Consider the following 25,761-nt stretch of genomic DNA (forward strand, 5'->3'; position numbering starts at 1 on the left):
ATGCGCACCTCGTTGATCATCCCGACCCGCAACGCGTCCAGTCACCTGGCGCGGCTGCTGCCTGCGCTGAAAATGCAGACGCTGCAACCGGACGAAATGCTGGTGGTCGACAGTGCCTCCAGCGATGACACCGTGGCGCGCTTTCGCGAGTTCGGCGCCCGGGTCGAGGTGATCGACGCCCGCGACTTCAACCACGGCGGCACACGGCGCTGGGCCAGTGAACAAGTGAGCGGCGAGGCACTGATCGTGATGACCCAGGACGCGATTCCCGCAGACCCGGAGACCTTCGCCAATTTGCTCGATGAGCTGCAGCAAGACCCGCTCAACGGCGTTGCCTACGGCCGCCAATTGCCGCACCCCGGCGCCGGCGTGCTGGGCGCGCAGTCGCGGCACTTCAACTACCCGCAACACAGCCGCAGCAAGCGCCTGGCCGATGCGCCGCAGCTGGGGATCAAGACCTGCTTCAGCTCCGACTCGTTTTGCGTTTATCGGCGCAGCGTCCTGCATGCGGTCGGCGGTTTTCCCGCCGATGTGATCGGCAGCGAAGACGCCTACGTCGCTGCGCGCATGCTGCTTGAAGGCTACACGGTGCGCTACGCCGCCACGGCGCGGGTGTACCACTCCCACGATTACCGACTCATGGATGAGTTTCACCGCTACTTCGACATTGGCGTGTTCTACGGTCGCGAGCCGTGGATTCGCCAGGCGTTTGGCGATGCCGGCGGTGAAGGTAAACGCTATGTACTGGCTGAGCTCGCGGCATTGCGCGCAGCCGGTGCATTGCACCGCGTACCCGAAGTACTGGTGCGCAGCGCGTTCAAGTTGCTCGGCTATCGGCTGGGCCAACAGGAACGCCGGCTCCCCCTCGCCCTCAAGCGGCGCATCAGCATGTTCCCCGGTTATTGGAGGTGAGCAGCATGACTAACAGGAAGTCCGCCCTTATGAAAAAAACCGTGCTCCTCCTGGCCATGATGGCCTTGGCCGCCTGCAATACGCCGGCACGCATTGTCCCGCCGGATGACAAGACCGTTGAGGACGGCAAGCGCGCCCTCGACCAGCTGGCGCAGCTGCCGCCGGCCGTGGAACGCATCCGCATCGGCGATCAGTTGCGGATCGTGCGCGATGCCGGCGAGATGCCGACGCTGTCGGCGTTCAACGTCAGCACCATCTATGAGCTGACGCTGTACACGGTGCAGACCGACGGCAAGATCAACTACCCGTTCCTGGGGCCGATTCAGGTCGCCGGGCGTCAGCCATCGGAACTGGCTGCGGAGCTGAGCAACAAGCTCGCACCGGTGTACCGCGAGCCGCGGGTGACGGTGAACATCAACCAGGCGCCGGGCAATTCGGTGATCGTCGGCGGCGCGGTGAATAACCCGACCGCGGTGCAACTCGGCACGGCCAACACCCTGGAGCAAGCGATTGTCGGCGCCGGCGGGGTGAACCCTTCGGGCAATGCCAGCATGGTCGCGCTGCTGCGCGAAGATGCCCAGGGCGCCTACCACGCCTACTTCCTGGACTTCAGCCAATACCTCAAGCCCGGCCCGAACGGGCGTAAACCGGTGCACCTGCAACGCGGGGATGTGGTGTTCGTGCCCAAATCCAACGTCGGCGAGCGCATCCAAGGGGTGGATACCTACTTGAACCAACTGATCCCGTTCACCAAGTCCATTGGGGTTGGCTACAACTACACCAAAACCATCGGCGGCAATAACTGAAGGAGCGACATCCCATGATCGAGATCCGTTCTTTTCGTGATCTTCTGCGCCTGTTTTTCATCTTCCGGCATGAGTTCAAACTGGCAGCCATCGCGGCGCTGGTGATCATCTTGCTGGGGGCCTTTTTGCTGCCGGCCAAGTACGAATCCACCGCGCGCCTTTTGGTCAAGCCGGGGCGCGATTCGACCTTGCCCATCGAGATCAGCAACCGTCAGGCGCTGGTCATGCCCAGCACCCAGCGTGACCCGATTGTCGATGAAGAGCGCTTGCTGACCGGCCGCCCGATCGTGCGCACGGTGGCCGAGCACTACCTGGAAGTCATCGCCAACGCGCCGCCGCCGGAAGGCTTCTGGAAGCGCAGCAAGTATTACGTCAAGGAAGGCGTGGGCGCGGTGTTCGACGGTATTCGCGTGGTGCTGGAAACTGTCGGCATCCTCGAAAAAACCACGCCGGTGGAACGCCTGGCAGCGAGCCTGGAGAAAAACTTCGAGGTCAGCCACGCCGTGGGCTCCACGGTGATGGACATCAGCTTTACCTGGGGCGACCCGCAAATCGCCCAGCAAGTGGTCAAGGATTGGGTCGACACGTACATCACCGAACGTACCCAGGCCCTGGGGCGCAAGAGCCTCTACGCCTTCTATGAAGGTCAGGTGAACACCAGCGCCACCGAGATCAAGAGCTACAAGGAGCAAATCCTCAAGCACTTGAACGAAATCGGCGCGGCAAGCATCACCGATCGCCTGGAAGACTTGTCTGAGCGCATCAACGTGTTGCGCGGCGAGACCTTCAATACCACGCGCCTGATTGCGTCTTCCGACAGCGCCATCCAGAGCACCCGCGACCAGCTCAAGGGGCAGCCCAAGGAAGTCACCACGGTGCGCCAGATCGCACTGAACCCGCAGCAGCAGGATTTGCGTCGCCTGCTTAACCAGAAGTTGCTGGAAAAGGCCGACATGATGCGCACCTACACCGACAACGCGCCGCCCGTCAAAGCCCTGGACGCGTCGATTCGGGCGATGCAGGCCCAGGTTGCGAATGAAAGCAACACGGTGCAGGCCTCGGAAAACCGCGCGCCGAACACCTTGGAGATTCACTTGCAGCGGGTGCTGCTGGACGAGTCGAGCAACAACCTGGCCCTGCGCACTCAGCTTGTGCAACAGCAGAAACAGCTGGTGAACCTCGAAGCCCAGCGCAAGCAGGCCCTGGAGATTGAACCGGAGCTGGCGCGTCTTTCGCGCGAGCTGAGCGCCACCGAGCGCAATTACGCGCTGTATGTGGACAACCTGGAAAAATCGCGCATTGACCGTGAGCTGGACAACAGCCAGATCAGCAACATTGCGGTGATCGAAGAAGCCACCCTCAACCCCGGCCGCATCTTCCCGAAAACCCTGCTGATGCTGCTGTTGGCGATCCCGTTTGCCATCGTCGTCGGTTTGCTGGTGATCTACCTGTGCTACCTGTTGGACCAGCGCATTCACGATGGCGGGCTGGTGGAACGCAAGTTCGGCCTGCCCCTGTGGACGACCTTGCCGGAACTGGACACCAGCACCGCGCAGAGCACCAACGCGTTCAATGCGAGCATTTACCGCCTGTACGGCTTGCTGCAATTGGACCGCGTGGCCGAGCAAGGCCTGACATTGGGGTTGACCTCGGCGCGCCACGGCGAAGGGGTGACCTTTGTGGTGGAGCAACTGCGCCACTTGCTGCAGGAGAACGGCATTTCGGTGCGGGTTGGCGGCGTCGAACCGGCCGCTCCGGGCGAAGTGGTGCTGCTGGATGCGTCTGCGCTGCTGGACAACCGCGATGCCTTTATCAACCTGCGCCGCGCCGACCTGATTGCCCTGGTGGTGGAAGCGCAGAAAAGCACAGTGCCGGTGGTGGAGCACGCGCTGTCGATCCTCAACACCGCGTTTGGCAAGGTGGACGGCATCATCATCAACCGGCGCAAATTCGAAGTGCCGGCCAGGGTGCTTAAAACCATCGCCAAATACCGGGGGGCGTTCTGATGCGCATCGCCCTGCTCGCCCCTTTGCCGCCGGAGAAAAACGGGATCGCCGACTACGCGAACCACTTCAAGACGGCCCTGGAGCAGCTGGGCGTGACGGTGGCGACACCGTTGAGCGGCGTGGAAGGCAACAGCGAAGCCATCCGGCAGGCCATCGCCGCCTTCGACTGGCGCAGTGTGGACCTGGTCCACGCCGAACTGGGCGGCGGCCGGCTGGGGGAGTTCCTGGCCCTGCGCGAGCTGCGCAAGGCTTACCCCGAATTGCCGCTGACGGCGACGGTGCATGACCCTGAACGTATCGTCTGGCGACGCGAGCAACTGCCTTTCCCGCTGAACCTGCTGGAACGTTTGCCCAGCCCATTGCCGCAAGCGGCGGTGGTGCTGGCCGACCCACTGACCTTGCGCGAAGAGCGCCATGTCGCCCAAGGCCTGACGCGGCTGATTACCCTCACGCGCCTGGGCGCCGATTGCCTGAGCCAGCGCATGCAACTGCCGGCCGGCAAAGTGGCGGTGATCAACCACGCCAACCTGGCTATCGCTCCCGCGCCGTTACCGGCGCTGGACACCCTGCACCTGCTGTACTTCGGTTTTATCTACCGTGGCAAAGGCATTGAAGACCTGCTGCAAGCGCTGGCGGACGTCTTCAAGCAAGCCCCCGAATTGCGTGACCGTGTGCGCCTGACCCTGGCCGGTGGCACTGCCGCCGAAATGGCGTTTGGCGCGGGCGGCAACTACCTTGAGCAGCTCAACAGCCAGATCGCCGAACTCGGCCTGGCGGGCGCCATCGACTGGCGGCTGAACTTGCCGGCCAGCGAGATTGCACAGACGATCCAGGCGCACCACGTGATGGTGCTGCCGTATCGCGAATCAAAAAAACTCGGCCTGCTGGGGCGCCAGCGCGGCACCAGCGGCGCGCTGTCCTGGGCCGCTGCGTGCGGCCGCGGGGCGATCACCTCGGATGCGCGTGCGTTTGCCGAAGAAGTCGCCAGCGGCAACGGCGCGATCTATCCCCAGGGCGATGTGGCGGCGTTGAGCCAACAATTGCTGCGCCTGGCGCGCACGCCGTCGCTGGCCCGCGACTGGGCCGAACGTGCCGGTGAAATTGGCCGCGAACGCCTGTGGCCGTTGACCGCGCAGAAGTTCAAGCACCTTTTTGAGCAGGCGATTGCGGGAGCCCCTTATGCCGCGTAAACGGACCTACCTTGCGACCCTTGCGGTCATTGCCGCACTGGGTCTGACGGCCTTCCTGTGGGGCCGCCAGGCCGACGCCGAAAACCATGTGCTCAAGGGCAACAAGGTGGTGGTGTGGAAGGATTTTCTGGGCGTGAACGCGCAGTTCCTGTGGTTCAGCCCCACGCTGTATCAACAGCAGATCGACCGCCTCAAGGCACTGGGCCTGGAGTGGGTACGCCTGGATTTGCACTGGGACCAGTTGGAGCCGGTCGAGGGCCAGTATCAGGTCGCAACCCTGGATCAACTGGTCGGCAACCTGCAGGCCAATCAGCTCAAGTCGGTGTTCTACCTCGTCGGTTCGGCGCCCTTCGCGACCACCGCGCCAGCCGGTGCGCCCTATCAGGACCAGTACCCGCCCAAAGATCCGAACGTGTTTGCCAACCGCATGGCGCTGTTGTCGCAACGCTACCCCAGTGTCAACGCGTGGCAGGTGTGGAACGAGCCTAATTTGCTCGGTTTCTGGCGCCCGGTGGCCGACCCCGCGGGCTACGCCGCCTTGCTGACAGCCACCGCATCCGCTTTGCGCGCGGTGGACGCGAACAAACCGGTGGTGGCTGCCGGCATGGCGTTTTTCAGCGAAATGCCCAACGGCCAGACCATGCTTGACGCCCTCGGCGCCCTGGGGGTGGCCAACCTGAACACGGTGATTTCCTACCATCCCTATACGCAATTGCCCGAGGGCAACGATCCGTCCAACCTGGACTTCATCGCCAAAACCACCGCGCTCAACCAGGCGCTGCGCAATAGCGGCGTGCAAACGCTGTGGAGCACCGAGTGGGGCTGGTCAACCTACCCCGGGCCAAAAGACGCCCAGGACCTGATCACCTTGCAGGGCCAGGCTGACTATGTGGTACGCCGGGTAGCACTGATGAGCGCGATGGATTACGACCGGATCTTTCTGTTCACCTTGAGCGACCTCGACCAGCGTGCCAGTGTGCGTGACCAGTTCTACGGCCTGCTCGACATCGACGCCAACCCCAAGCCGGTCTATACCGCCTTGAAAAACTTCCTCGATGTGAGCGGGCCGCAGCTCACGCCCGGCGATCCGCCCGCCGCCGACCAATTGCCCGACGGCTTGTTCAGCATTGGCTGGACCCGCGCCGACGGCCACAAACTGTGGTTCTTCTGGTCGGCCGAAGGCGGCAACGCACACTTGCCTGGCCTCACCAGCGCCACCCTGTACGACCCGCTGCGCGGGACGCAAACCCCGGTAAGCGGCACCAATGGGCTGACCGTCCCGGTCAAGTCGAACCTGCAAATTCTGCTATGGGATTGAAGCCCGCCATGCGCATTTTATGGATCCTGCCTTACTCGCCCTGGCCCGCCACCAGCGGCGGCAAGACGCGCCAGTTCCATCTGCTGCGCAGCCTGGCCGCGCGTGGCCACCGAATCACCTTGCTGCTGCATGATAAAAACCCGGTGTCGCTGACCGATCGCCAAGTGCTGGAGGCCTTCCTCGAGCAGGTGATCGTGCTGCCGCGCCGCCCACTGCGCAGCGTCAAAACCCTGGTGGCCGGCCTGTTTGCACCGTACCCGCTGCTGGCCAGCGTCAACGGCCTGTCGGGCGCGCTGCAGGACACGTTCAATCAGTTGCTCAAAGAGCATTGGGATGTGGTGCAGATCGAGCACACCTACACGTTCCAACCTTATGAAGATGCCCTGGCGCGCCAATCGCAGCCGTTCGTGCTGACCGAGCATAACGTTGAGTCGGCGCTGGGTGCGGCCACCTACGACCGCCTGCCGCGCTGGGCGCTGCCATTTATTCGCTACGACCAATGGCGCTACAGCCGGTGGGAACACCGCGTGATGCGCCAGGCCGCGCAGGTGGTGGCGGTGACCGACAGCGACGCGCAGGTGCTGGCCAGGATCGCCGGCAAACCGGTGCCGGTGGTGGTCAACGGTGTGGACTGCGATCACTTCGCCGCCGCCCGGCCTGACCCCTCGACGCGCCGCGTGCTGTTTCTGGGCAACTATGAATACGCGCCCAACGTGGACGCCATCGAGTGGGCCCTGGATGAAATCCTGCCCAAGGTCTGGGCGCGCTGCCCGGATGCGCGCATGAGCGTGTGCGGGTTTGGCATGCCCGGCAGTTGGCGTGAGCGTTGGAAGGACCCGCGTATCGAGTGGCAAGGGTTTGTACCGAACCTGTTGAACCTGCAATCAAGTTGTTCGGTGTTTCTGGCGCCGTTGCGCCACGGCGGCGGTTCCAAGCTCAAGGTGCTCGAAGCCCTGGCTGCCGGGTTGCCCTTGGCGAGTACCGAACAAGGCGTGTCGGGCCTGGACCTGATTGAAGGACTGGATTACCTCGGTGGGCAAACCGCCGACAGCCTGGCGGACGCCGTGGTACGCCTGCTGCAGTTTCCCGACGCCGCCGCGCCCATGGGCGAAGCGGGCCGCGCCTATGTACGCCGCGCGCATGACTGGAGCGTGGCCGCCAGCCAGCTGGAACAGGTGTACGCGACCCTCGCGCCGCTCAATCAAAAGGAGCCCGCATGCGTATAGGCCTGGATTACCGCACCGTCGGCACCTCGCCGCAATCGGGGATCAGCCGCCAGGTGTACGCCCTGGAAAATGCCCTGCGCACGCTGCCGGGTGTGGAACTGGCGCGGTTTACCGTGGCACCGCTGGGCGATGAAACCCGCTTGCAGGCGCACTGCCCGGCCTGGGGCTGCGCGAAAACCGCGATGCACCAGCCACACAATCGTCTGCGCTTTGAGGCCGGCTTTTTGCCGGCAGCCTTGCGCGAGCAGCAGATCGACCTGTACATCAGCACGTTCAACATGGGCCTGCCGTTGCCGCCCAAGCCCAAAGGTTTGCGCACCGTCGTGCTGCTGCATGACCTGTTCCAGATCACGTTGAACAACTATCACGCCAACCGCCTCAAAGCGCTGATCTACAAGACCAGCGATCGGCTTTCGATTGCGTACGCGGTGCACAGCGCCGACCGCGTGTGGACGCCGTCACAGTACAGCGCCGATGAAACTGCGCGGCTGTTTCCCAAGGCGGCGGGCAAGATTCGGGTGCTGCCCAATCAAGTCGACAGTTTTGTCGAGCTGGCGGCAGACCTGACGGCGCGTAACCTGCCCGAGCATTACTGGCTGCTGGTGGGCACGCGTGAGTTGCGCAAGAACGTGCCGTTTCTGGTCGACGCCTGGCAGCAGGCCCGCAGCCTGTCACCCGCCGTGCCGGCGTTGGTGCTGGTGGGCAGCCTTGAGCATTTGCCCGAAACCCAGCGCAACCTGCCGGGCATTCGCGCCCTGAGCGGCGTCTCGGATGCCGAGCTGCACGCGCTGTACCGCCAGGCCTCGCGCCTGTGGCAACCGTCGTATGCGGAAGGTTTTGGTCTACCCGTCATCGAAGCCCTGAGCGTCGGCACCCCAGTGGCCGTGGCCAGCGGCACCTCGCTGGATGAAATCACCCCGCCGTCTGCACCTCGCTTCTCGCCCACCGACGGCCCGGCGCTGGTGCAATTGATGCTGGCGCTGGCGGATCGCGCGGCTGAAGAATCGTCTGAACAACGCCGGCAATGGGCGCAACGCTTCAACCATCAGGCCTATCGCCGGCGCCTGGCTGAACTGATCGAGGAATTGAAATGAGACTCTCCCTGGCAAGCCTCGTCGCGATCCTGTTCGGCCTGTTGTTCGGCGCGCTGGCCCTGATGCTCTCACCGGCCAAGGCGTTTCTCGCCGTGATCGGCCTGGCCGCGGCGGTGACCATCCTGCGCTTCCCGTTCTGGGGCTTGCTGCTGTTCGCCGGTGTCGCGACCTTCATGCCGTACTCGACCGTCAACCTGGGCATTCGCAGCACAGTGAGCGAGGCGATCCTGGCGCTGACCTGGGGCGCGGTGCTGTGGCACAGCTTTCTGTCGCGCGTGGCCGACACGCCGAGCCTGTCACGTCGCCCCACCGACCAGATGCTGCTGTGGCTGATGCTGTTCAGTGTGTTTCCGTTTATCGTCGGCCAGGTCACGATCCACGCCGACACCAGCGGCGTGGCCAACTGGCTGCGCTGGTTGCTGAGCCTGTCGGCGGTGTACCTCTGCGCCAAGTTGCTGACCGACTACAAACACCGCGAATCAGTGGTGATCGCCCTGCTGCTGGGCACGCTGGCGATGCTGGTGTTGTCGATTTCGGTGTTTGTGCGCACCCGGTCGGGGGCGGGAATTGCGCCGATCCTGGCGCTGTTCAACTACGGCAACTTCGACATGTTGAAATTCGGCCTGGAGGCGATGTCATCGCGCATGGGCTCGCCGTGGATGCACCCGAATGCCATCGGCGGGATCATGGCGTTGCTGCTGCCGTTGGCGTTCTGCTACGGCATGACCGAACAAGGCTGGAAGCGTGGACTGGGCCTGGGCGTGGCGTGCCTGGGCGCCGCCGCATTGCTGTTGGCCAGTAGCCGTGGCGCGATGGTCAGCCTGGCGCTGGTGCTGATCTGGATGGCGACGCGGCGTGTGCCCTACACCGGCAGGCTGTTGATGATCGGTGCGGCGCTGACGGTCGCGCTGGTGATGGCCTATCCGCCGTTGCAGGACCGCCTGGCGACGATTTTTTCGTCGGACAACGCCAGTACCGAAATACGTTTCGACGAATACCGCATGTTCCCGCAGGCGGTGGCTTCGTACCCGTTCGGCATCGGCTTCAAGGTCGACCCGCCAGTGCCAGGCACGCATTTGCTGGGCATCTCCAACCTGTGGCTGAACTTCATCTACAAGACCGGCATTGTCGGCATGCTGTTGTTTGTCGCCGTGACCGTGCGCTGGTGGCGTGAAGCACGCCCGCAGAAAGGCCCGATTCGTCTGACCAAAGACAACGCGCTGTGGCTGGGCAGCACTGCCGGGATTCTGTCGGCACTGGTCAGCGGGTTGTTTGACCACTACTTCAGCTTTGCCGTGGTGATGGTGGCGCTGTTCTGGCTGATGGTCGGCCTCAATGTACTGGAGGCACGCCGGCTGTTCCCGGCGCGTCTGCCGCAGGTCAAGACAGTGGCTTTCCGCAAGCCGGCCCTTGACGGCGCGCGGCTTTAATCATGCTCGGCTCCGCCGTCTGGCTGACGCTTGCGACCCTGCTGGGCCTGTGCCTGGGGTTCGCCCGCGAGTGGCTGCTGGTGGCCGCCTGGGGCGCGGGCGAGCGCAGTGATGCGTTCCTGATCGCGCTGTTTTTGCCGGAGGCGTTGCGCATGTCGTTGGCCGGTGGCGTATTGAGCGCCGCCGCGCTGCCGCTGTACCTGCAACGCAAGGACGACGAGCGCCTGGATTGGCTGGCGGTGCTGTTTCCGGCCCTGATGCTGATTGCGTTGGTCACCAGCCTGCTGCTGACGCTGCTGGCGCCGTGGCTGGTGCAGTTGCTCGGCCCAGGGCTGGCGGCCAGCGCCACGGCACTGGCGGCCAGCAACCTGCAGATCGTTGCCTGGTGCGTGCCGGGTTTGATGTTGCATGCGCTGTTCAGTATTCCGTTGCAGGCCAGCGAACGTTTTGTGCTGGCGGGGCTGGGTTCGCTGCTGTTCAACCTGCCGCCGGTGACCTACCTCGCCGTGGCGGGCACGGCCACCCAACCCCATTCTCTGGCGCTCGCCTGCCTGGCCGGCAGCCTGTTGATGCCGTTGGCGTTGCTGCCCTCGATCTGGCGACAGGGCTGGCGACCGTGGCGCTGGCAACTGAGCTTTACGCCGCTGCGCGAACTGGGCCAGCGCATCGGCCCACTGCTGTTGAGCAATGGCGCCAGCCAGGGCTTGGCGCTGATCGAGCGCCTGGTGGCGTCGCTGCTCGGCGAAGGGGCGGTGACCTGGGTCAACCTCGCCCGCAAGCTGATGAACCTGCCGTTGATTGCGCTGATGAGCCTCAACCAGGTGCTACTGGGCATGATGAGCCGGCGCCAGGGCGATGAGCGCCTGGCGCTGCTCAAGCGCGGCCTGGAGACCGCCAGCGTGCTGACACTGCCGGCAGGCGTCGGCCTGGTGGCCGCGGCCCCCAGCCTGGTGGCGTTGCTGCTGCCCAAGCAATCGGCGGATTCGCCACTGCCGTTGCTGCTGGCGTGGTTTGCCGTGCCGCTGGTGTTCGGTGCCTGGAACGCCCTGCTCGCACGCTATGCCTACGCGGCCGGCGACACGCGCCAGCCGCTGCGTTGTGAATTGCTCGGCAGCCTGGTCAATGTGCTGCTGCTGGGCGCCCTGCCCTTTGTGTTTGGCCTGGCGGGTATACCGCTGGCCGCGCTGGCCGGAGTGATCTGCACGGCCTTGCTGCTGATGCAGCGCCAGGGTTTGCTCGACGCCCTGGCGTGGGCGCGGCATTGGCTGCTCTGTGCGGTGGCGATGGGCGTGGCGGCGTGGGTGTTGTTTCCAATTCAAGGCGTATGGCTGCAGTTGGGGCTCAGTACCCTGGCGGGCATGGTGATGTTGCTGGGCATGGGGCTGTGGCTGAAGCCGTGGCGCAAGGCGTGAATGACCGATCGGGAATAGTCAGATGAAGCATCGTTGGATTCAGATGGATATCGCCAAGGGCATCGGCATCCTGGTGATCGTGTTTGGCCACAGTTGGTTCGTCGCCACCTCGTCGGACCTGCTGTATCCGATCCTCGCTTCGTTCATCCTGCCGTTGTTCTTTTTCCTGTCCGGCGTGTTCTTCAAACCCGAGCAACCGTTCGTGGAGATGGCGGTGCGCAAGGCTGACGGGCTGCTCAAGCCGTTTTTCTTCACCATGCTGGTGTATGTCATCGTGCGCGCCCTGCTGCGCGGCAAACCGCTGCTGCCGGATATTGGCGGCGTGCTGTATGCCTCGGTGGACACCATTCCGTGGCAGGCGATGTGGTTTCTGCCGCACTTCTGGGTGGCGATTCTGTTCAGTTGGGTGATGCTGCGGTTGATCCAGCGCCTGAAGCTGTCGTTGTGGGTGACCTGCGTGCTGATCACGGCGCAGCTGCTTCTCGGAATTTGGCTGTTGCCAGTGTTCTGGCAAATGCCGGTGACGCTCGGCGGTCACAACTGGGTGCTGCCGGGGCTGCCGTTCAGCCTGGATATCACCTTGATCAGCAGCACCTACTTCATCGCCGGCTACCTGGCACGCGATTGGTTGCGTACACATTCGGGATCGTGGCTGACATGCCTGGTCTCGATCCTGTTATTTGCCGCGGTGTTCATTGCTACGTGGGACACCATGGACCTGGCGCAACGTCGCTACGACAGCTGGCTGTGGACCAGCGTGCTGGCGGTGATCGGCGTGTACGCATGCTGGGCACTGGCGCGGGTAATGATGGTGTCGGCACCGCTGACCCGGGCGATGACCTACATCGGCCAGTCGACCCTGATCCTGTTGATCTTCCATGGCGAAATCCAGCACAAGACTGTCGACCTGCTCGAACGCCTGGGCCTGCATTCGTTTCTGGCGGCGTGTGTGGGCCTGGTGGTGGCGGTGGTGGTGCCGTTGATGATCGGGGAAGTAATCAAGCGGGTGGCGTTCCTGCGGTTTTTCTACTTTCCGTTTCCGGTGCGCAAAGCCGTCAAACCTTCAGAAAACCATTAACCCCCTGTGGGAGGGGGTTTGCTCGCGATAGCGGTGGGTCATTCAAAGGTGTTTTGACTGACATTCCGTCATCGCGGGCAAGCCCGCTCCCACAGGGGTTATGTAGGTTCAATCATCAAGCTGTGGTGCGGCGGCCTTGCTGCCGGCTTTTGCGGGCTTGGCCGCTTTTGCGCCTTTGGCGGGCGCGGCGGGTTCTGGCTCGGCAGGCGCGGCGAGTTCTTTTTCAGCCATGGGCATCTGGTCGATGGCGCTGAAGAATTCCTTCAGGTCGAGGGTATCCGGTGGCACGGTTTTTTCGAGTTTCTTCTCGCCGTCCTTGCCGACCAAAATCACTTTGGTGCCACTGCCGGCGCCTAGCTTGAGGGCACGGATCAGCGCGTTGGTTTCAGGCGGCGTGAGCTTTTTGTTGTCCTTGGCGTCCTTGGCGAATTTCTCGCCTTCGGCACCGATGCTGCCGAACTTCACGGTGTAGAACACCATGCTGCGCTCTTCAAAGGACTGCTTGTTGGCAGGCTCATCCAGCTGTTTTTTCAGGTTCGCCAATGCTTCGTTACCGGAGTCAAGTTCCACCACCACCAGCGGACGCGACTTGCCCAAGTCCTGCTTGAGCGGGTTGATATCATCCGCGGCCAACAGCGGCCCCGTAAAAGCCATCAAGGTAGCCAGGGTCAGCGACCGGATGAGCATGCGCACCTCCTTTGAATTCCATGCAGGGTTCTTGAGTTTCATGTCTGCGACAGTCAATTTCAAGGATGATTCCTACACCTCGTTAAGAAGCGTAGGTCAGGAAGCCTGCTACGCAAGGGGTTGGGCGCGCGCCACGGTGATTGTTTCTTCTGATTGCGGAAACATCAAGAGACGCCCCATTCCGGCCAATGCCGCGCAAACACGGGCGCCACGACAGGGTCGGCATCCACCTGCGCCAACGTCTGGGCAAAGCTGGGCGCCAGGTTGCTCAACACCTCGCGCGCCGCGTCCCAACGCGACACGGCTGCGGCCATGATGCCCAGTGCATTCGGCACCTGATTGGGGGCGAACAGCTGGTCGGCGAACTGCTGGGCGAACACCACCCACGCATGGTGCAGATAGCGCCGCGTGCCGGTGGTCAATTGCGTCTGCGCCGCTTCATCCGCGTTGCCCAGCCAGCGTTGCGGGTAGTCAATGATGCCGATGGCCGAGTAGCAATTGGCAGCGATGTACACCAGGCCGCGCAGGATCTGTGCGCGGTTGCCGGCAAGCAGGTCCGAGGCGGGAAATTCCAGGCCCAGGTGGATCAGGAGGGCGGCGCTTTCGGTCAGCACCTGGCCATCGGGCGTGACCAGCGTGGGGATTTGTTTGAGCGGGTTGATGCGCGCGAGGGCTTCACTGCCCTCGCCATCTGCCCAGGAACTGGCGTCGATGCGACGCCACGGCACCGCGCAACGTTGCAGGGCGATTTCGATCATGCAGGAGCCGGATTCATCAATGCCGTAAAGCGTGTACATGGGCGTTTCCTCCTTAGCGCAGCAATTTGGCCTGCAAGTTGGCCTTCACCTGCGGCCATTCCGAATCGATGATGCTAAAGCGCACCGAGTTGCGCTTGCGCCCGTCGGGCATGATGCGTTCGTGGCGCACGATGCCTTCTTGTACGGCGCCGAGGCGCAGGATCGCGGCACGGGATTTTTCGTTGAGTTCGTCGGTGGTGAATTGCACTCGCACGCAGTCGAGGACTTCGAAGGCGTAGGTCAGCAGCAACAGTTTGGCTTCGGTGTTGATCGCAGATTTTTGCGTCGATTGCGCCAACCAGGTGTGGCCGATCTCCAGTTTGCGATTGGCCCGGTCGACCTTCCAGAATCGTGTGCTGCCGACCACTTCACCCGTGCTTTTGCGCACGATGGTGAAAGGAATCACACTGCCCGCATTGCGCCCGGCCAAGGCGGTGTCGATGTACGTCTCGACGGTGTCCGGGCCGGGCACGTTAGTGACTTTCAGGTTCCACAGCTCGCCGTCGGCGGCGGCGTCGAGCAAGGCACTCGCGTGCTCTCGCTGCAAGGGTTGGAGTTCGACGTGAGTGCCGGTCAAGGTGATCTGGGTCATGAAAAGCTGCGCCGTCTGCGGGTGGTCGTCAGAGGCCAAGAGTGCAGGCTCTGATCTCATCCAGGCAAGCGTTTTAGAACAGGCCCATCTGCCCGCCGACCAGAGTGCCAAAATCATCGTTCACGAACGGCAGAATCGCGTCGGCCACCGGCTGCAATTGCCGCGTGACGTAGTGGTCGTAGTCGATTGGCGCCTGCCGCACTTCGAGCGGTTCCGGGCCGTTGACGCTGATCACGTAGCTGATCCAACCGCCGCGCTGGTACTGGCGCGGGCGTCCCAGGCGGTCGTTGTATTCATCTGCCAGGCGGGCGGCGCGCACATGCGGGGGGACGTTGCGCTCGTAGTCGTCCAACTGGCGGCGCAGCCGTTTGCGGTAGATCAGCAGGTCGTCGAGTTCGCCACTCAGGGTACGGCGCACGTACTCACGCACGTAGTCCTGATGGGGCTGGCGGTGGAAGATGCGCTGGTAAAGCTCCTGCTGAAATTGCCGGGCCAGCGGTGACCAGTCGCTGCGCACGGTTTCGAGGCCTTTGTAGACCATGTCTTCGCGGCCATCGGCGTGCACGACCAGGCCGGCGTAACGCTTTTTACTGCCCTCTTCTGCGCCGCGGATGGTCGGCATGAGGAAGCGGCTGAAGTGGGTTTCGTATTGCAGTTCCAAGACGCTTTGCAGGCCGTATTCGCTGTGCAAATGCGCACGCCACCAGTCGTTGACGTGCTGCACCAATTGCCGACCGATGCGGCTGGCGTCGTCCGCAGAATGCGCGCTGCCGAGCCAGACAAAGGTGGAGTCGGTGTCGCCGTAGATCACTTCATAGCCCTTGGCCTCAACCAATTCGCGGGTCTGGCGCATGATCTGGTGCCCGCGCATCGTGATCGAGGACGCCAGGCGCGTGTCGAAGAAGCGGCAACCGCTGGAGCCGAGCACACCGTAGAAGGCGTTCATGATGATTTTCAGCGCCTGGGACAGCGGCGCGTTGTGCTCGCGTTTGGCCGCTTCACGGCCTTCGGAGACACGCGTGACGATGGCGGGCAGGCAGTGCCGGGTTCGCGAGAACCGCGCGCCGCGAAAGCCTTCCACCGACTCGCTCGCTTCGGGGTGCTTGAGGCCTTCGATCAGGCCCACCGGGTCAATGAGAAAGCTGCGGATGATCGACGGGTAAAGGCTTTTGTAGTCGAGCACCAACACCGATTCATACAGGCCGGGACGCGAGTCCATGACAAAACCGCCGGGGCTGGCCTGTGGTGGCTTGTCGCCCAGGTTCGGCGCGACGAAGCCCTGGCGGTGCATCAGCGGCATGTACAGGTGGGTAAACGCGGCGACCGAACCGCCGTTGCGGTCGGCCGGCAGTCCGGTGACGCTGGCCCGCTCCAGCAGGAACTTGAGCAACTCGGTCTTCTCGAAAATGCGCGTGACCAGCTCGCAGTCCTTGAGGTTGTAGCGCGCAAGCGCAGGCTTGTCCTCGGCGAACATGCGGTTGATTTCGTCCATGCGCTGGTACGGCGTGGAGATGTCCTTGCCTTCGCCGAGCAGGGTTTGCGCGACGTTTTCCAGGCTGAAGGATTCAAAGCTCCAGGTGGCCGAACGCAGGGCTTCAATGCCGTCGATAATCAACCGCCCCGCTGCCGCCGCGAAGTAGTGATTGCGGCTGCCGTGTTCGCGCCAGGCCATGGCTTCACCGCCACGGCCAAGCAGCAGCGGCACATTGAGGCGCTGGGCATGTTCGTGGAGCACGCGCAGGTCGAACTGCACCACGTTCCAGCCGATGATCGCATCGGGGTCGTGGGTGGCGAGCCATTGGTTGAGGCGCTCGAGCAGTTGCGCGCGGGTGTCGCAATAGTCGAGCTTGAAGTCCACCGCGTCGGTTTTATTCGGCGGGCCGAGCATGTACACCTGGCGCTCGCCGCAGCCTTGGAGGGCGATGGAATAAAGATCGCCCTGGGCAGTGGTCTCGATGTCCAGGGACACCAGTTTCAGCGGCGGGCGGTAGTCGGGGTCGGGTTTCATCTGCGCGTCGATCAGCACGTCGTTGGCGTCTGGTGCGCCGCCGAACCACACGGGAGCGGTGATGAAGCGCTCCATCATGTAGCGCTCGGGCGGGCGAACGTCGCCTTCGTAGACATCGACACCGGCGGCGCGCAGGCGTTTTTCCAGGTCCATCAGCTGGCGGTGTTGGCGCGTGTAGAGGCCCAACACCGGGCGGTGATGGAAATCACACAGCTGCAGCGGGCGCAGTTCGATATCGCGCTCGCCCTTGAGCAACCAGTCGAGCTGTTTGCGATAGGCCTCGGGGATAAACATCACCGAGGTTTGCACGGGTAGCCGCACGCACCGAGGGCCTTGGTCGGTGGCCAGCCAGAAACTGACCTCCGTACCCGCCGACGTGTCGCGCCAATGCCGGGTCAGGACAAAACCCTGCTGTAAATCCACCGTGCCACACCTCAGGAATCGCTTTCAGGGCGTGATTCTACTCGGCATCCGCGTAAACGCGGCACGTTAACGCGCACGCAGACCGCAATCTCATAAATTTGTTGCAGAACATTAATAACAATCACTATCATTCGCACCGGAGTCGTATCCGCGCAGCGAGGACGCGCAACGTTGTTGCCCTTTTCCTCACATTGACGGTTCGCCGTCAGGATCGACCATGCCCTCCCGTACCCGACTTCGTGTGCCGTTTCGCCCTACCCTGCTCGCCCTTTGCTGCTCCGCGAGCCTTGCTGCTCATGCTGCAACCCCAGTCACCCCGCAGGATGCGAATAACCATCAGGACGGCAACACACTGGAACTGGGTGCCACCAACATCAACGCCGACGCGCCCGCGCCAAACGCGTTACCGCCGGTTTACGCCGGTGGCCAGGTTGCACGCGGCGGGCAACTGGGTGTGCTGGGCAACCAGGACATCATGGACGTGCCATTCAGCATGTCCTCCTACACCGAGAAATTGATTCGCGACCAGCAGGCGCAAACCGTCGGCGATGTGCTGCTCAACGACTCGTCGGTGCGTCAGGCATCGGGCTATGCGAACCAGGCCCAGGCCTTTGTGATTCGCGGCCTGCCGCTCAATGGCGACGACATTTCCTTCAACGGTTTGTACGGCATCCTGCCGCGCCAGATCATGTCCACCGACGCCCTGGAACGGGTTGAAGTGTTCAAGGGGCCCAACGCGTTCATCAACGGTGTAACGCCCGGCGGCTCCGGCATTGGCGGTGGCGTGAACCTGCAGCCCAAGCGCGCCGACGATGTGCCGTTGCGCCGTTTCAGCACCGACATCAGCAGTGATGGCCGAGTGGGTGAACACCTCGACATCGGCCAGCGCTTTGGCGAGGACAACCGCTTTGGTGCGCGGGTAAACCTGTCCCAGCGTGAAGGCGATACGGCCGTTGACGACGAAAACCAGCGCTCGAAGCTGTTCTCGGTCGGCCTGGACTACCGCGGTGATGCGTTGCGCCTGTCGGGTGACTTTGTTTATCAGAAGCAGCAAGTGAACGGCGGGCGCAATACGGTGTTGCTCGGCAGTGGCCTGACCCACATCCCCAACGCCCCGTCTGCCGACACCAACTACGCGCCGAACTGGGGCACCACCAGCCTCGAAGACACGTTCGGCATGTTGCGGGGCGAGTACGACCTCAACGACAACTGGACCGCCTACATTGCCGGCGGTGCCAAGCACACCAACGAACTGGGGCGTTACTCGTCGGTCACCCTGAACGACGCGCTGGGGAATGCCACGGTCAGCGGCTCGAACATCGCGCACCAGGAAGACAACACCAGCCTGATGGCCGGCCTGAACGGCAGGTTCCAGACCGGCGCTGTCAGCCACAAGTTGAACCTGGGCCTGACCGGCATCTGGACCCAGACCCGCAACGCCTTCGACTTTGCCGCCGGCAGCCAGCCAACCAATATCTACAATCCGGCCGACGTGTCTGCACCGGCCAAAGGCGGGTTCACTTCCGGCAGCGACCTGAACGACCCAGGCATCACCGCCAAGACCTTCGCCCGCAGCGCAGCGGTGTCGGACACCTTCGGCTTTATGGATGACCGCCTGCTGTTCACGGCAGGTCTGCGCCGCCAGGAACTGGTGGTTCAAGGCTATGCGTACGGCACCGGCACGCGCACTGCCAATTACGCCAAGGGCATCACCACACCGGTGTATGGCTTGGTGTTCAAGCCTTGGGACCATGTGTCGCTGTATGCCAACCACATTGAAGGCCTGGCTTCGGGGCCGACCGCTCCGAGCACGTTTGGCAGCGCCACCAGCGTGACCAACGCCAACCAGACCTTCGCACCGGCCCGCTCGAAACAGACCGAAGCGGGCGTCAAGGTTGATATGGGCACCTACGGAGCGACACTGGGCGTGTACCGCATTGAACAGCCGACTCAAGGTTACTCCCAGCTGAATGCGGACGGCACCGCCACCTATGTCTTCCAGGGCGAGCAAGTCAACAAGGGCGTTGAGCTGAACGTCTTCGGTGAACCGGTCAGCGGCCTGCGCCTGCTGGGCGGCGCAACGATTATTCACACCGAGGTCAACGGCACGGCAAACGGCGCCAACGACGGCAACCGCGCCATTGGTGTGCCGTCGTTCCAGCTCAACGCCGGGGTGGAGTGGGATGTGCCGGGCCTGCAAGGCGTAAGCGTCAACGGCCGGATGCTGCGCACCGGCGGCCAGTACGCCGATGCAGCAAACAACCTGAGCCTGCCGGCCTGGAATCGCTTCGATGTGGGTGCGCGCTACAACTTCAAAGTGGCTCAGCGCGAAGTGACGTTGGGCGCGACCGTGGAGAACGTGGCCAATACCAAGTACTGGGAATCTGCGCTGGGTGGCTATTTGACCCAGGGCGATCCGCGGGTGGCGAAGCTGTCGGCGACGGTGGATTTCTAAAGTTACAACGTGGCGGGTCAGCGAATTTGCGCATCGCTGACTCGTCACTAGACTCAAGGGCTTCTCACACATGGAAGTCCCTTCAATGAATGTACCTCGCTCCGTGCGCCGGGCCCTTGCTCTGGTCACCCTGGTGTGCGCCGGCAACCTTGCCGCTTACGCCGCCGACATCCCGCTGTCCAAATCCCTTGAAGCCGATGAAGTGACCACCAAGGTGCTGTCGGTCGATGCCGCCACCCATCAGGTGGTGTTGGAAGGTGCCGAGGGTAACCCGGTGCATGTGCAACTCAGTGATGACGCCAAAGACTTGGCCAATCTCAAGGTTGGCGATCAAGTAAAAGTGCTGACCACCCATTCGGTGGCTGCGGTACTCGACACCGACGTAGATAAAAGTGCCCCGGACTCAAGCGAAAGTACCGGCGTGGTGCGTGCCACGGCCAGTAACCCGCACCCTGGCGGTGCGGCTTTCCGTCAGATCCAGGTACAGCTGAAGATTACCCATATCGACCTGAACAAAAACCAAGTGACCCTGGAAAACCCCACCGGTGCCACGAAAGTGCTAAACGTTGAAAAACCGGAGATCCGCGCCGGCCTCAAGGACCTCAAGGTCGGGCAAAGTGTGCTGGTGACCTTCACCGACACCCTGGAAATCACCACAACTCACGAAGGCTGACAGCGATGAACACGGGCATCATCAAGATGCCCGGTTAAGTCAGGCGCGACGCGCCTGAGCCAGATAGGTTTCGATGTTGTTCATTTGCTCATCCCAGCCACGTGAATTCATCTTGAAGGCCTTCTGGCGTCGGGCCTCGGGCACCGCATCAAACCCGGACTCAACCACCCGCAGTAAAATGCCTGGCGCACGGTCTTCGATGGTGAACTCCACCAAGGTGGGCGTTTCACTGTCGTAGTCGACACCCTCCTCGACCGCATAAGGATGCCACCAGAAGGAAAACAGGGTTTGTGGCAAGACCCTTTCGATTTTGGCCTTCCATACCACATGCTCATAGCCTGGGTAGGTAATCGGGGCTTCGAGGGTTTCCCCGGCAGCAAAGGTTTTGCCCTTCAGGGCAATACCGAACCAATTGCCGAATTGCTCGGCATCTGTGAGGGCTTCCCACACCTGTTTACGTGGAGCGTTGAGCAGGACTTTTCGTTCGATGCGATCTAATACGTGCATAAGTCACCTCCTCCATTGACAGTAGGCGACATCGACCAATGCGCAACCTTGGCGTGCGCGCGCGATGACGATGACCCCATCCTTGATCAGGTAATACGTTATGACTGACCCGTTGAATGGAAGTTGCTTCTGCAAAGCCGTGTGCTACCAAGTGGACAGCCTGGACATGCCCATCAGCCACTGCCACTGCGACAGCTGCCGCAAGGTGCATGCAGCAGCGTTCGTGGCCACGGCCGGGGTGATGCGCGAACATTTCCGTTGGACGCAGGGCGAAGCGCTGCTGTCATCGCTTGAATCGTCGCCGGGCAAATTCAGGCATTTCTGCTCGCGATGTGGCTCACATCTGATGGCGGAGCGTAAGCATCAGCCCCACGTGATTGTGCGAGTGGCGACGCTGGATGATGATCCGGGCGTGCGGCCCACCTCGCACATCTGGACGGCCCATGATGTGCCTTGGCTCGTCTATCAAGGTGTAGAGCACTGGGACGAGTGGAAGGTCTGAGTCAGACGTGCGGGTCACCCGGGGCTTTGGCCGGCGTCGCGTATTGCGGCTTGAGGTGGCCTTCCTGGTCGAGCAGCCAGGCATCCATGATTTGACGCACCACAGGGCCCGCCACACGACCGCCGGCTTCACCGTTTTCGATCATTACCGAGATCACGATTTTCGGGTGTTCGGCCGGCGCGAAGCCGACAAACAAAGCGTTATCGCGATGGCGTTCCAGGGTCTTGTTGCGGTTGTAACGCTCGCCCTGTTTAATCGCGACCACTTGCGCGGTACCACTCTTGCCGGCAATGCGATACTGGGCGCCGACTGCCGCAGCCCGGGCGATACCGCGCGGGTCGTGCATCACCAGTTGCATGCCATGGTTGACCTGTTCCCAATCACGCGGGTCCTTGAGGACCACGTTGGGCATCGGGTTCTCATCCACCGGCGGCACGCCATTGATGGTCTTGGCCAGATGCGGCCGGTTCCATACGCCTTTGTTGGCAATCAAGGCAGTGGCCTGGGCCAGCTGCAATGGCGTGACTTGCATATAGCCCTGGCCGATGCCGAGAATCACCGTTTCTCCCGGGAACCACGGCTGGCGTCGTGTCGCACGTTTCCAGGCCTGGGAAGGCATCAGGCCGGCTGACTCTTCGAACATGTCGAGAGAGACTTTCTGTCCCAGCCCGAATTCGGCCAAATAATCGTGCAGACGGTCGATGCCCAGCTTGTGGGCAAGGTCGTAAAAGTAGGTGTCGTTAGAGCGCATGATCGCCGCGTCCATGTCCACCCAGCCGTCGCCGCTGTGGTTCCAGTTGCGGTATTTGTGGTCAAAGTCGGGCAACTGGTAGTAACCGGGGTCGAACACGCGGGTTTGTGCGGTAACCACGCCACTGTCGAGACCGGCGATGGCCACTTCCGGTTTGATGGTCGAACCGGGCGCATAAAGCCCGCGCAGCACACGGTTGAACAGCGGCCGATCAATGGAGTCGTGCAACGCCGCGTATTCCTTGAAGCTGATACCGGTCACGAACAGATTAGGGTCAAAGCTCGGCTTGCTGACCATCGCCAGTACTTCGCCCGTTTGCGGATCGAGGGCGACAACCGAACCACGGCGATCGCCCAAGGCTTCTTCTGCCGCTTCCTGAAGTTTGACGTCGAGGCTCAGAACGATGTTTTTGCCGGGGATCGGGTCGGTGTGCTTGAGCACGCGCAATACGCGGCCCTGCGCATTGGTTTCGACCTCTTCATAGCCGACATGGCCGTGCAATTCGGACTCGTAGAACCGCTCGATACCGGTCTTGCCGATGGACTGCGTACCTCGGTACTCCACCGAATCAAGGGCCTTGGATTCTTTTTCATTGATTCGGCCAACGTAACCAATCGAGTGGGCAAAATGCGCGCCCAGCGGGTAATGACGGACAAATTGCGGCTCGACGTCCACGCCAGGCAAACGGAATTCGTTAACGGCCAGTACGGCGATCTGTTCTTCAGTCAATTCGTAAAACAGCGTCACGGGCACAAAAGGATGACGAGCCTGCTTCAGCGCCTTGTCGAACACCGCGCGGTCTTCGGCGGGCAGGTGCAGCAGGTTGACGATGGCATCCAGCTCACCCTTGAGGTCGGTTGTGCGTTCACGGGTAATCGTCAGGTTGTAGCTGGGACGGTTGTCGGCCAAAACCACGCCGTTGCGGTCATAGATCAACCCGCGCGTGGGCGTAATCGGCAGTACATGGACCCGGTTGTTTTCGGAAATCGTGGAGTGGTAGTCGTACTGCACCACTTGCAGGAAATACATGCGGCCCACCAGGGCGCAGGTGATGCCGATGACCAATAACGCACAGGCAAGCAGGCGCTTGTTGACCAGACGGTTTTCTTTTTCGTGATCCTTGATCGGTATCGGTTCAGGCATTTCTACAGCATCTCGTTGAAGAAGGTCTACGCCGCGTCCTGCGGATGAAAAATCAATCTTTGTAAAATGTGCTGCACCATACCAAAAATGCAGAAACACTTTGCATCGATTTCCCCAACGGCATGCTGTTTTGTCAGGAGAGCACGGATTTAGGCTCCAGAAAGGCCTCCAATCCGAAGGTGCCGTACTCGCGACCTATGCCTGATTGTTTGAAGCCGCCAAAGGGTGCACGCGGCTCGTGGGCCAGGGTATTGATCAACACGCGACCGGCGTCGATACGGGAGGCCAGTGCGTGCGCCCTTTGCAGGTCTGAGGACAGAATGTAAGCCTGGAGGCCGTAGGGCGTATCGTTGGCGATTATCAGCGCTTGCTCCTCATCATCGTAGGGGATGATCGACAGAACAGGCCCGAAGATCTCCTCACGAGCGATGGTCATCTGGTTGGTAACGCGACTGAAGACGGTGGGCCTGATGAACCAGCCGGCGTCGATGCCATCAGGCAAGCCGGGGCCACCCGCCAATAGGTAAGCGCCCTCCTCGATGCCGATCTGAATGTATCGCTGCACCCGCTGCCACTGCTTGAAGCTGACCATAGGACCGATGCGGGTGGCAGGATCATTAGGGTTGCCGGCCCGGATACCGGCGACCTGCTCGGTTACCAGCGCTTCTACTTCAGCCAAGCGCTGGGCGGGCACAAGCATGCGGGTGCCGGCAATGCACGCCTGGCCGCTGTTCATGAACGCGGCCTGAAGCGCCATCGGTATAGCCGTTTTCAGGTCCGCATCTTCGAGGATCAATACCGGCGACTTCCCGCCTAATTCTAGCGTGATGCGCTTGAGCGTTTCAGCGCCTGCGCGCAGGATCTGTTTGCCTACAGCGGTAGAGCCGGTGAATGAGACTTTGGCTATATCCGGATGTGTACTCAATACAGCACCGACGGTTTCACCACGGCCGGTAACAATGTTGAACACTCCAGGCGGCAGGCCCACCTCATGAAGGGCGCGTGTAACGATTGAGGTCTGGGTGGCGCTCATTTCACTCGGTTTGATCACGGCAGTGCAGCCAGCGGCCAATGCAGCAGCGAGTTTGCCGCAGATGAAGCCGGCGTTGCTGTTCCAGGGCGTTATCAGTGCGGCCACACCGAGGGGCTGCATCGTCACCTCTGCGATACCCAGATGCTGGGTGAAATCGTAGTCCTCCAGCACGGTCGCGGCGTCAAGCAAGACGCTGGCGGCATGCTTGGCCATCCACGATGCACGGGATACCGGGGCGCCATATTCTTCGATGATTGCCTCGGTCAGCTCTGCTTCTACGCAAACAATGGCGGCGTGCATGCGCTTGAGATAGTCGACACGCACGGCTTTTGTGGTGCGCGAAAACTCGGTGAACGCCTGCTTTGCCGCGCTGACGGCATTCATAGCGTCGCGTTCGTCTGCCAGGCGAACCTGACCAATGCGTTGGGCATTGGCGGGGTTGAACAGGTCAAAAAGCTCTTCACCGTGAGGCGTTACAAATTGGCCATTGATATAGATCTGGTGGATCTGATGCATGGGAACCTCCGAAGTCACCGAATTGGTATGCCTCACGGTAAGCCACTATCATTGACCTGATAATCCGTATAAATCGGCACGACTTGATGAGCAACTCAGGACAATGAACACCTCAGGATTGAACGAATTGGAGGCGGTGCTGGCAGTCGCCCGGCATCGCAGCTTTCGCGCAGCGGCGACGGAGCTGAATGTCTCGACATCAGCGCTGAGCCATTCAATCGCTGCACTTGAGGCACGGATGGGCGTTCGCTTGTTCAACCGTACGACACGCAGCGTGTCACTGTCGGAAATCGGTGCGGAGTTTGTCAGCACCATTACGCCAGCCCTTTCGACTATTCGCGTGGCGCTTGAACAAGCGGGAAATAGCCAGTCGGCACCGAGTGGGACCTTGCGGCTTAATACCTCAGCAGGCGCCGCCAAGCAGGTGATGCCGTTATTACTGGAGTACATGCGGCGCTATCCGCAGATGAAGCTGGATATCGTCACTGAAGGTCGACTGGTCGACATTGTGGCTCAAGGGTTCGATGCAGGTATCCGTCTTGGCGACAGCGTTCCACAAGACATGATCGCCGTCGATATCAGCCCACCTCAGCGATTTGCCGTACTGGGCAGCCCAGCCTATTTTGCCAGCCACCCTACCCCTTTAAGCCCGCTGGACTTGAGCGCCCATGAATGCATTCGCAGCCGCATGCCGAGCGGCTCGATCTATCGCTGGGAGTTTGAGCGTCACGGCGAGTCCATTGCCGTAGATGTAAACGGTGCGTTGACGCTGGACAATCCGACATTAATGCTTCAAGCAGCCAGAGCGGGGATGGGATTGACCTATTTGACAGAGTGGAATGCTGCTGCAGACCTGGCTGCGGGGGCGCTGATACGCGTGCTTGAAGAGTGGACACCAACGTTTGACTCGTTGCGTCTCTACTACCCTGGTAGGCGGCATGTACCGGCCGGGTTGAGGGCGCTGATTGAGCTGATCAAGGAGCGAGGGTTCTGATACACAAGTTCTGTATCAGCTAGCACGCGTATGATCCACGCCCATTGGCAGCACGCTTGCACTTGTTCTTTTCGACCGCCCAAAACAAAGCCCCTGTTTGCGTTAGCAAACAGGGGCTCTGGAATTTAATCTTGACGATGACCTACTCTCACATGGGGAAACCCCACACTACCATCGGCGATGCATCGTTTCACTGCTGAGTTCGGGA

21 protein-coding genes and 1 rRNA gene are annotated in these 25,761 nt (G+C 61.8%); 14 read left to right on the plus strand and 8 right to left on the minus strand.

Annotated features, from left to right (window positions below; genetic code table 11):
- Genes AC19YS_RS21315 through AC19YS_RS21360 form a run of 10 tightly spaced genes read left to right on the plus strand, consistent with a single transcriptional unit; the run spans nt 1 to nt 12,472 of the window.
- Nucleotides 1–912 (plus strand): glycosyltransferase family 2 protein, encoded by a 912-nt coding sequence (locus AC19YS_RS21315; RefSeq protein WP_500602584.1) that lies wholly within the window; start codon nt 1–3, stop codon nt 910–912.
- 29 nt (nt 913–941) lie between these two features.
- Nucleotides 942–1,718: a polysaccharide biosynthesis/export family protein gene (locus AC19YS_RS21320; protein ID WP_500602585.1), complete on the plus strand. Its 777-nt coding sequence runs from the start codon at nt 942–944 to the stop codon at nt 1,716–1,718.
- Between the two features lie 14 nt (nt 1,719–1,732).
- Complete coding sequence (locus AC19YS_RS21325; protein WP_106580039.1) at nt 1,733–3,724, plus strand: GumC family protein; 1,992 nt, start codon at nt 1,733–1,735, stop codon at nt 3,722–3,724.
- The gene (locus AC19YS_RS21330) at nt 3,724–4,914 is read left to right on the plus strand and encodes a glycosyltransferase (protein ID WP_200624868.1); all 1,191 of its coding nucleotides are present in this window, start codon (nt 3,724–3,726) and stop codon (nt 4,912–4,914) included. The genes AC19YS_RS21325 and AC19YS_RS21330 overlap by 1 nt, the downstream gene beginning before the upstream one ends.
- Nucleotides 4,904–6,232 carry a cellulase family glycosylhydrolase gene (locus AC19YS_RS21335; protein WP_179607150.1) on the plus strand — a complete coding sequence of 443 codons (1,329 nt, stop codon included), beginning with the start codon at nt 4,904–4,906 and terminating at the stop codon, nt 6,230–6,232. Before AC19YS_RS21330 ends, AC19YS_RS21335 begins: the two co-directional genes overlap by 11 nt.
- 8 nt (nt 6,233–6,240) lie before the next feature.
- A complete protein-coding gene (locus tag AC19YS_RS21340) occupies nt 6,241–7,458 on the plus strand; it encodes a glycosyltransferase family 4 protein (protein WP_106580036.1) in 1,218 nt (405 codons plus the stop codon).
- On the plus strand, nt 7,449–8,552 hold the full coding sequence (locus AC19YS_RS21345; RefSeq protein ID WP_200624867.1) for a glycosyltransferase family 4 protein: 1,104 nt from the start codon (nt 7,449–7,451) through the stop codon (nt 8,550–8,552). The genes AC19YS_RS21340 and AC19YS_RS21345 overlap by 10 nt, the downstream gene beginning before the upstream one ends.
- A complete protein-coding gene (locus AC19YS_RS21350) occupies nt 8,549–9,982 on the plus strand; it encodes an O-antigen ligase family protein (protein ID WP_500602586.1) in 1,434 nt (477 codons plus the stop codon). The genes AC19YS_RS21345 and AC19YS_RS21350 overlap by 4 nt, the downstream gene beginning before the upstream one ends.
- A 2-nt stretch (nt 9,983–9,984) precedes the next feature.
- Nucleotides 9,985–11,394, plus strand: coding sequence for a murein biosynthesis integral membrane protein MurJ (gene murJ / locus AC19YS_RS21355; RefSeq protein WP_500602587.1), 1,410 nt, complete (start codon nt 9,985–9,987; stop codon nt 11,392–11,394).
- A gap of 22 nt (nt 11,395–11,416) precedes the next feature.
- The gene (locus tag AC19YS_RS21360) at nt 11,417–12,472 is read left to right on the plus strand and encodes an acyltransferase family protein (protein WP_500602588.1); all 1,056 of its coding nucleotides are present in this window, start codon (nt 11,417–11,419) and stop codon (nt 12,470–12,472) included.
- A gap of 108 nt (nt 12,473–12,580) precedes the next feature.
- Here the strand turns inward: AC19YS_RS21360 and AC19YS_RS21365 are convergent, their stop codons facing one another.
- The 4 genes from AC19YS_RS21365 to AC19YS_RS21380 form a co-directional block, all read right to left on the minus strand.
- A complete protein-coding gene (locus AC19YS_RS21365; protein WP_106580031.1) occupies nt 12,581–13,159 on the minus strand; it encodes a DUF4174 domain-containing protein in 579 nt (192 codons plus the stop codon).
- Between the two features lie 164 nt (nt 13,160–13,323).
- Nucleotides 13,324–13,956, minus strand: coding sequence for a glutathione S-transferase N-terminal domain-containing protein (locus AC19YS_RS21370; protein ID WP_500602589.1), 633 nt, complete (start codon nt 13,954–13,956; stop codon nt 13,324–13,326).
- Between the two features lie 13 nt (nt 13,957–13,969).
- Nucleotides 13,970–14,548 carry a GNAT family N-acetyltransferase gene (locus AC19YS_RS21375; protein ID WP_106580029.1) on the minus strand — a complete coding sequence of 193 codons (579 nt, stop codon included), beginning with the start codon at nt 14,546–14,548 and terminating at the stop codon, nt 13,970–13,972.
- Nucleotides 14,549–14,621: 73 nt separating this feature from the next.
- On the minus strand, nt 14,622–16,979 hold the full coding sequence (locus tag AC19YS_RS21380; protein WP_500602590.1) for a DNA polymerase II: 2,358 nt from the start codon (nt 16,977–16,979) through the stop codon (nt 14,622–14,624).
- A gap of 217 nt (nt 16,980–17,196) precedes the next feature.
- Between AC19YS_RS21380 and AC19YS_RS21385 the strand changes: the two genes are divergently transcribed.
- Complete coding sequence (locus tag AC19YS_RS21385) at nt 17,197–19,434, plus strand: TonB-dependent receptor (RefSeq protein ID WP_200624863.1); 2,238 nt, start codon at nt 17,197–17,199, stop codon at nt 19,432–19,434.
- Between the two features lie 85 nt (nt 19,435–19,519).
- Nucleotides 19,520–20,107 carry a hypothetical protein gene (locus AC19YS_RS21390; protein ID WP_200624862.1) on the plus strand — a complete coding sequence of 196 codons (588 nt, stop codon included), beginning with the start codon at nt 19,520–19,522 and terminating at the stop codon, nt 20,105–20,107.
- 39 nt (nt 20,108–20,146) lie between these two features.
- Here the strand turns inward: AC19YS_RS21390 and AC19YS_RS21395 are convergent, their stop codons facing one another.
- Entirely contained in the window at nt 20,147–20,614 is a 468-nt protein-coding gene (locus AC19YS_RS21395; protein WP_119739328.1) for an SRPBCC family protein, read from the minus strand.
- Between the two features lie 100 nt (nt 20,615–20,714).
- Between AC19YS_RS21395 and AC19YS_RS21400 the strand changes: the two genes are divergently transcribed.
- The gene (locus AC19YS_RS21400; protein ID WP_200624861.1) at nt 20,715–21,116 is read left to right on the plus strand and encodes a GFA family protein; all 402 of its coding nucleotides are present in this window, start codon (nt 20,715–20,717) and stop codon (nt 21,114–21,116) included.
- Nucleotide 21,117: 1 nt separating this feature from the next.
- Here the strand turns inward: AC19YS_RS21400 and mrdA are convergent, their stop codons facing one another.
- Together mrdA and AC19YS_RS21410 are read right to left on the minus strand one after the other, a co-directional pair.
- Nucleotides 21,118–23,010, minus strand: a complete 1,893-nt coding sequence (gene mrdA, locus AC19YS_RS21405) for a penicillin-binding protein 2 (protein ID WP_106580023.1) — start codon at nt 23,008–23,010, stop codon at nt 21,118–21,120.
- Nucleotides 23,011–23,143: 133 nt separating this feature from the next.
- The gene (locus tag AC19YS_RS21410; protein ID WP_500602592.1) at nt 23,144–24,559 is read right to left on the minus strand and encodes an aldehyde dehydrogenase family protein; all 1,416 of its coding nucleotides are present in this window, start codon (nt 24,557–24,559) and stop codon (nt 23,144–23,146) included.
- Nucleotides 24,560–24,662: 103 nt separating this feature from the next.
- Here AC19YS_RS21410 and AC19YS_RS21415 point away from each other — a divergent pair, with 103 nt between their 5' ends.
- Nucleotides 24,663–25,553: a LysR family transcriptional regulator gene (locus AC19YS_RS21415; protein WP_119739321.1), complete on the plus strand. Its 891-nt coding sequence runs from the start codon at nt 24,663–24,665 to the stop codon at nt 25,551–25,553.
- Between the two features lie 129 nt (nt 25,554–25,682).
- On the opposite strand, the gene rrf is transcribed toward AC19YS_RS21415, so the two are convergent.
- Nucleotides 25,683–25,761 (minus strand): 5S ribosomal RNA (rrf, locus tag AC19YS_RS21420); the annotation flags it as partial.

The organism is Pseudomonas sp. MF08831, assembly GCF_059862645.1.

Coding starts and splice junctions, on each gene's coding strand:
- AC19YS_RS21315 (WP_500602584.1), top strand. CDS start 1: ATGCGCACCTCGTTGATCATCCCGACCCGCAACGCGTCCAGTCACCTG.
- AC19YS_RS21320 (WP_500602585.1), top strand. CDS start 942: ATGAAAAAAACCGTGCTCCTCCTGGCCATGATGGCCTTGGCCGCCTGC.
- AC19YS_RS21325 (WP_106580039.1), top strand. CDS start 1,733: ATGATCGAGATCCGTTCTTTTCGTGATCTTCTGCGCCTGTTTTTCATC.
- AC19YS_RS21330 (WP_200624868.1), top strand. CDS start 3,724: ATGCGCATCGCCCTGCTCGCCCCTTTGCCGCCGGAGAAAAACGGGATC.
- AC19YS_RS21335 (WP_179607150.1), top strand. CDS start 4,904: ATGCCGCGTAAACGGACCTACCTTGCGACCCTTGCGGTCATTGCCGCA.
- AC19YS_RS21340 (WP_106580036.1), top strand. CDS start 6,241: ATGCGCATTTTATGGATCCTGCCTTACTCGCCCTGGCCCGCCACCAGC.
- AC19YS_RS21345 (WP_200624867.1), top strand. CDS start 7,449: ATGCGTATAGGCCTGGATTACCGCACCGTCGGCACCTCGCCGCAATCG.
- AC19YS_RS21350 (WP_500602586.1), top strand. CDS start 8,549: ATGAGACTCTCCCTGGCAAGCCTCGTCGCGATCCTGTTCGGCCTGTTG.
- murJ (WP_500602587.1), top strand. CDS start 9,985: ATGCTCGGCTCCGCCGTCTGGCTGACGCTTGCGACCCTGCTGGGCCTG.
- AC19YS_RS21360 (WP_500602588.1), top strand. CDS start 11,417: ATGAAGCATCGTTGGATTCAGATGGATATCGCCAAGGGCATCGGCATC.
- AC19YS_RS21365 (WP_106580031.1), bottom strand. CDS start 13,159: ATGCTCATCCGGTCGCTGACCCTGGCTACCTTGATGGCTTTTACGGGG.
- AC19YS_RS21370 (WP_500602589.1), bottom strand. CDS start 13,956: ATGTACACGCTTTACGGCATTGATGAATCCGGCTCCTGCATGATCGAA.
- AC19YS_RS21375 (WP_106580029.1), bottom strand. CDS start 14,548: ATGACCCAGATCACCTTGACCGGCACTCACGTCGAACTCCAACCCTTG.
- AC19YS_RS21385 (WP_200624863.1), top strand. CDS start 17,197: ATGCCCTCCCGTACCCGACTTCGTGTGCCGTTTCGCCCTACCCTGCTC.
- AC19YS_RS21390 (WP_200624862.1), top strand. CDS start 19,520: ATGAATGTACCTCGCTCCGTGCGCCGGGCCCTTGCTCTGGTCACCCTG.
- AC19YS_RS21395 (WP_119739328.1), bottom strand. CDS start 20,614: ATGCACGTATTAGATCGCATCGAACGAAAAGTCCTGCTCAACGCTCCA.
- AC19YS_RS21400 (WP_200624861.1), top strand. CDS start 20,715: ATGACTGACCCGTTGAATGGAAGTTGCTTCTGCAAAGCCGTGTGCTAC.
- mrdA (WP_106580023.1), bottom strand. CDS start 23,010: ATGCCTGAACCGATACCGATCAAGGATCACGAAAAAGAAAACCGTCTG.
- AC19YS_RS21410 (WP_500602592.1), bottom strand. CDS start 24,559: ATGCATCAGATCCACCAGATCTATATCAATGGCCAATTTGTAACGCCT.
- AC19YS_RS21415 (WP_119739321.1), top strand. CDS start 24,663: ATGAACACCTCAGGATTGAACGAATTGGAGGCGGTGCTGGCAGTCGCC.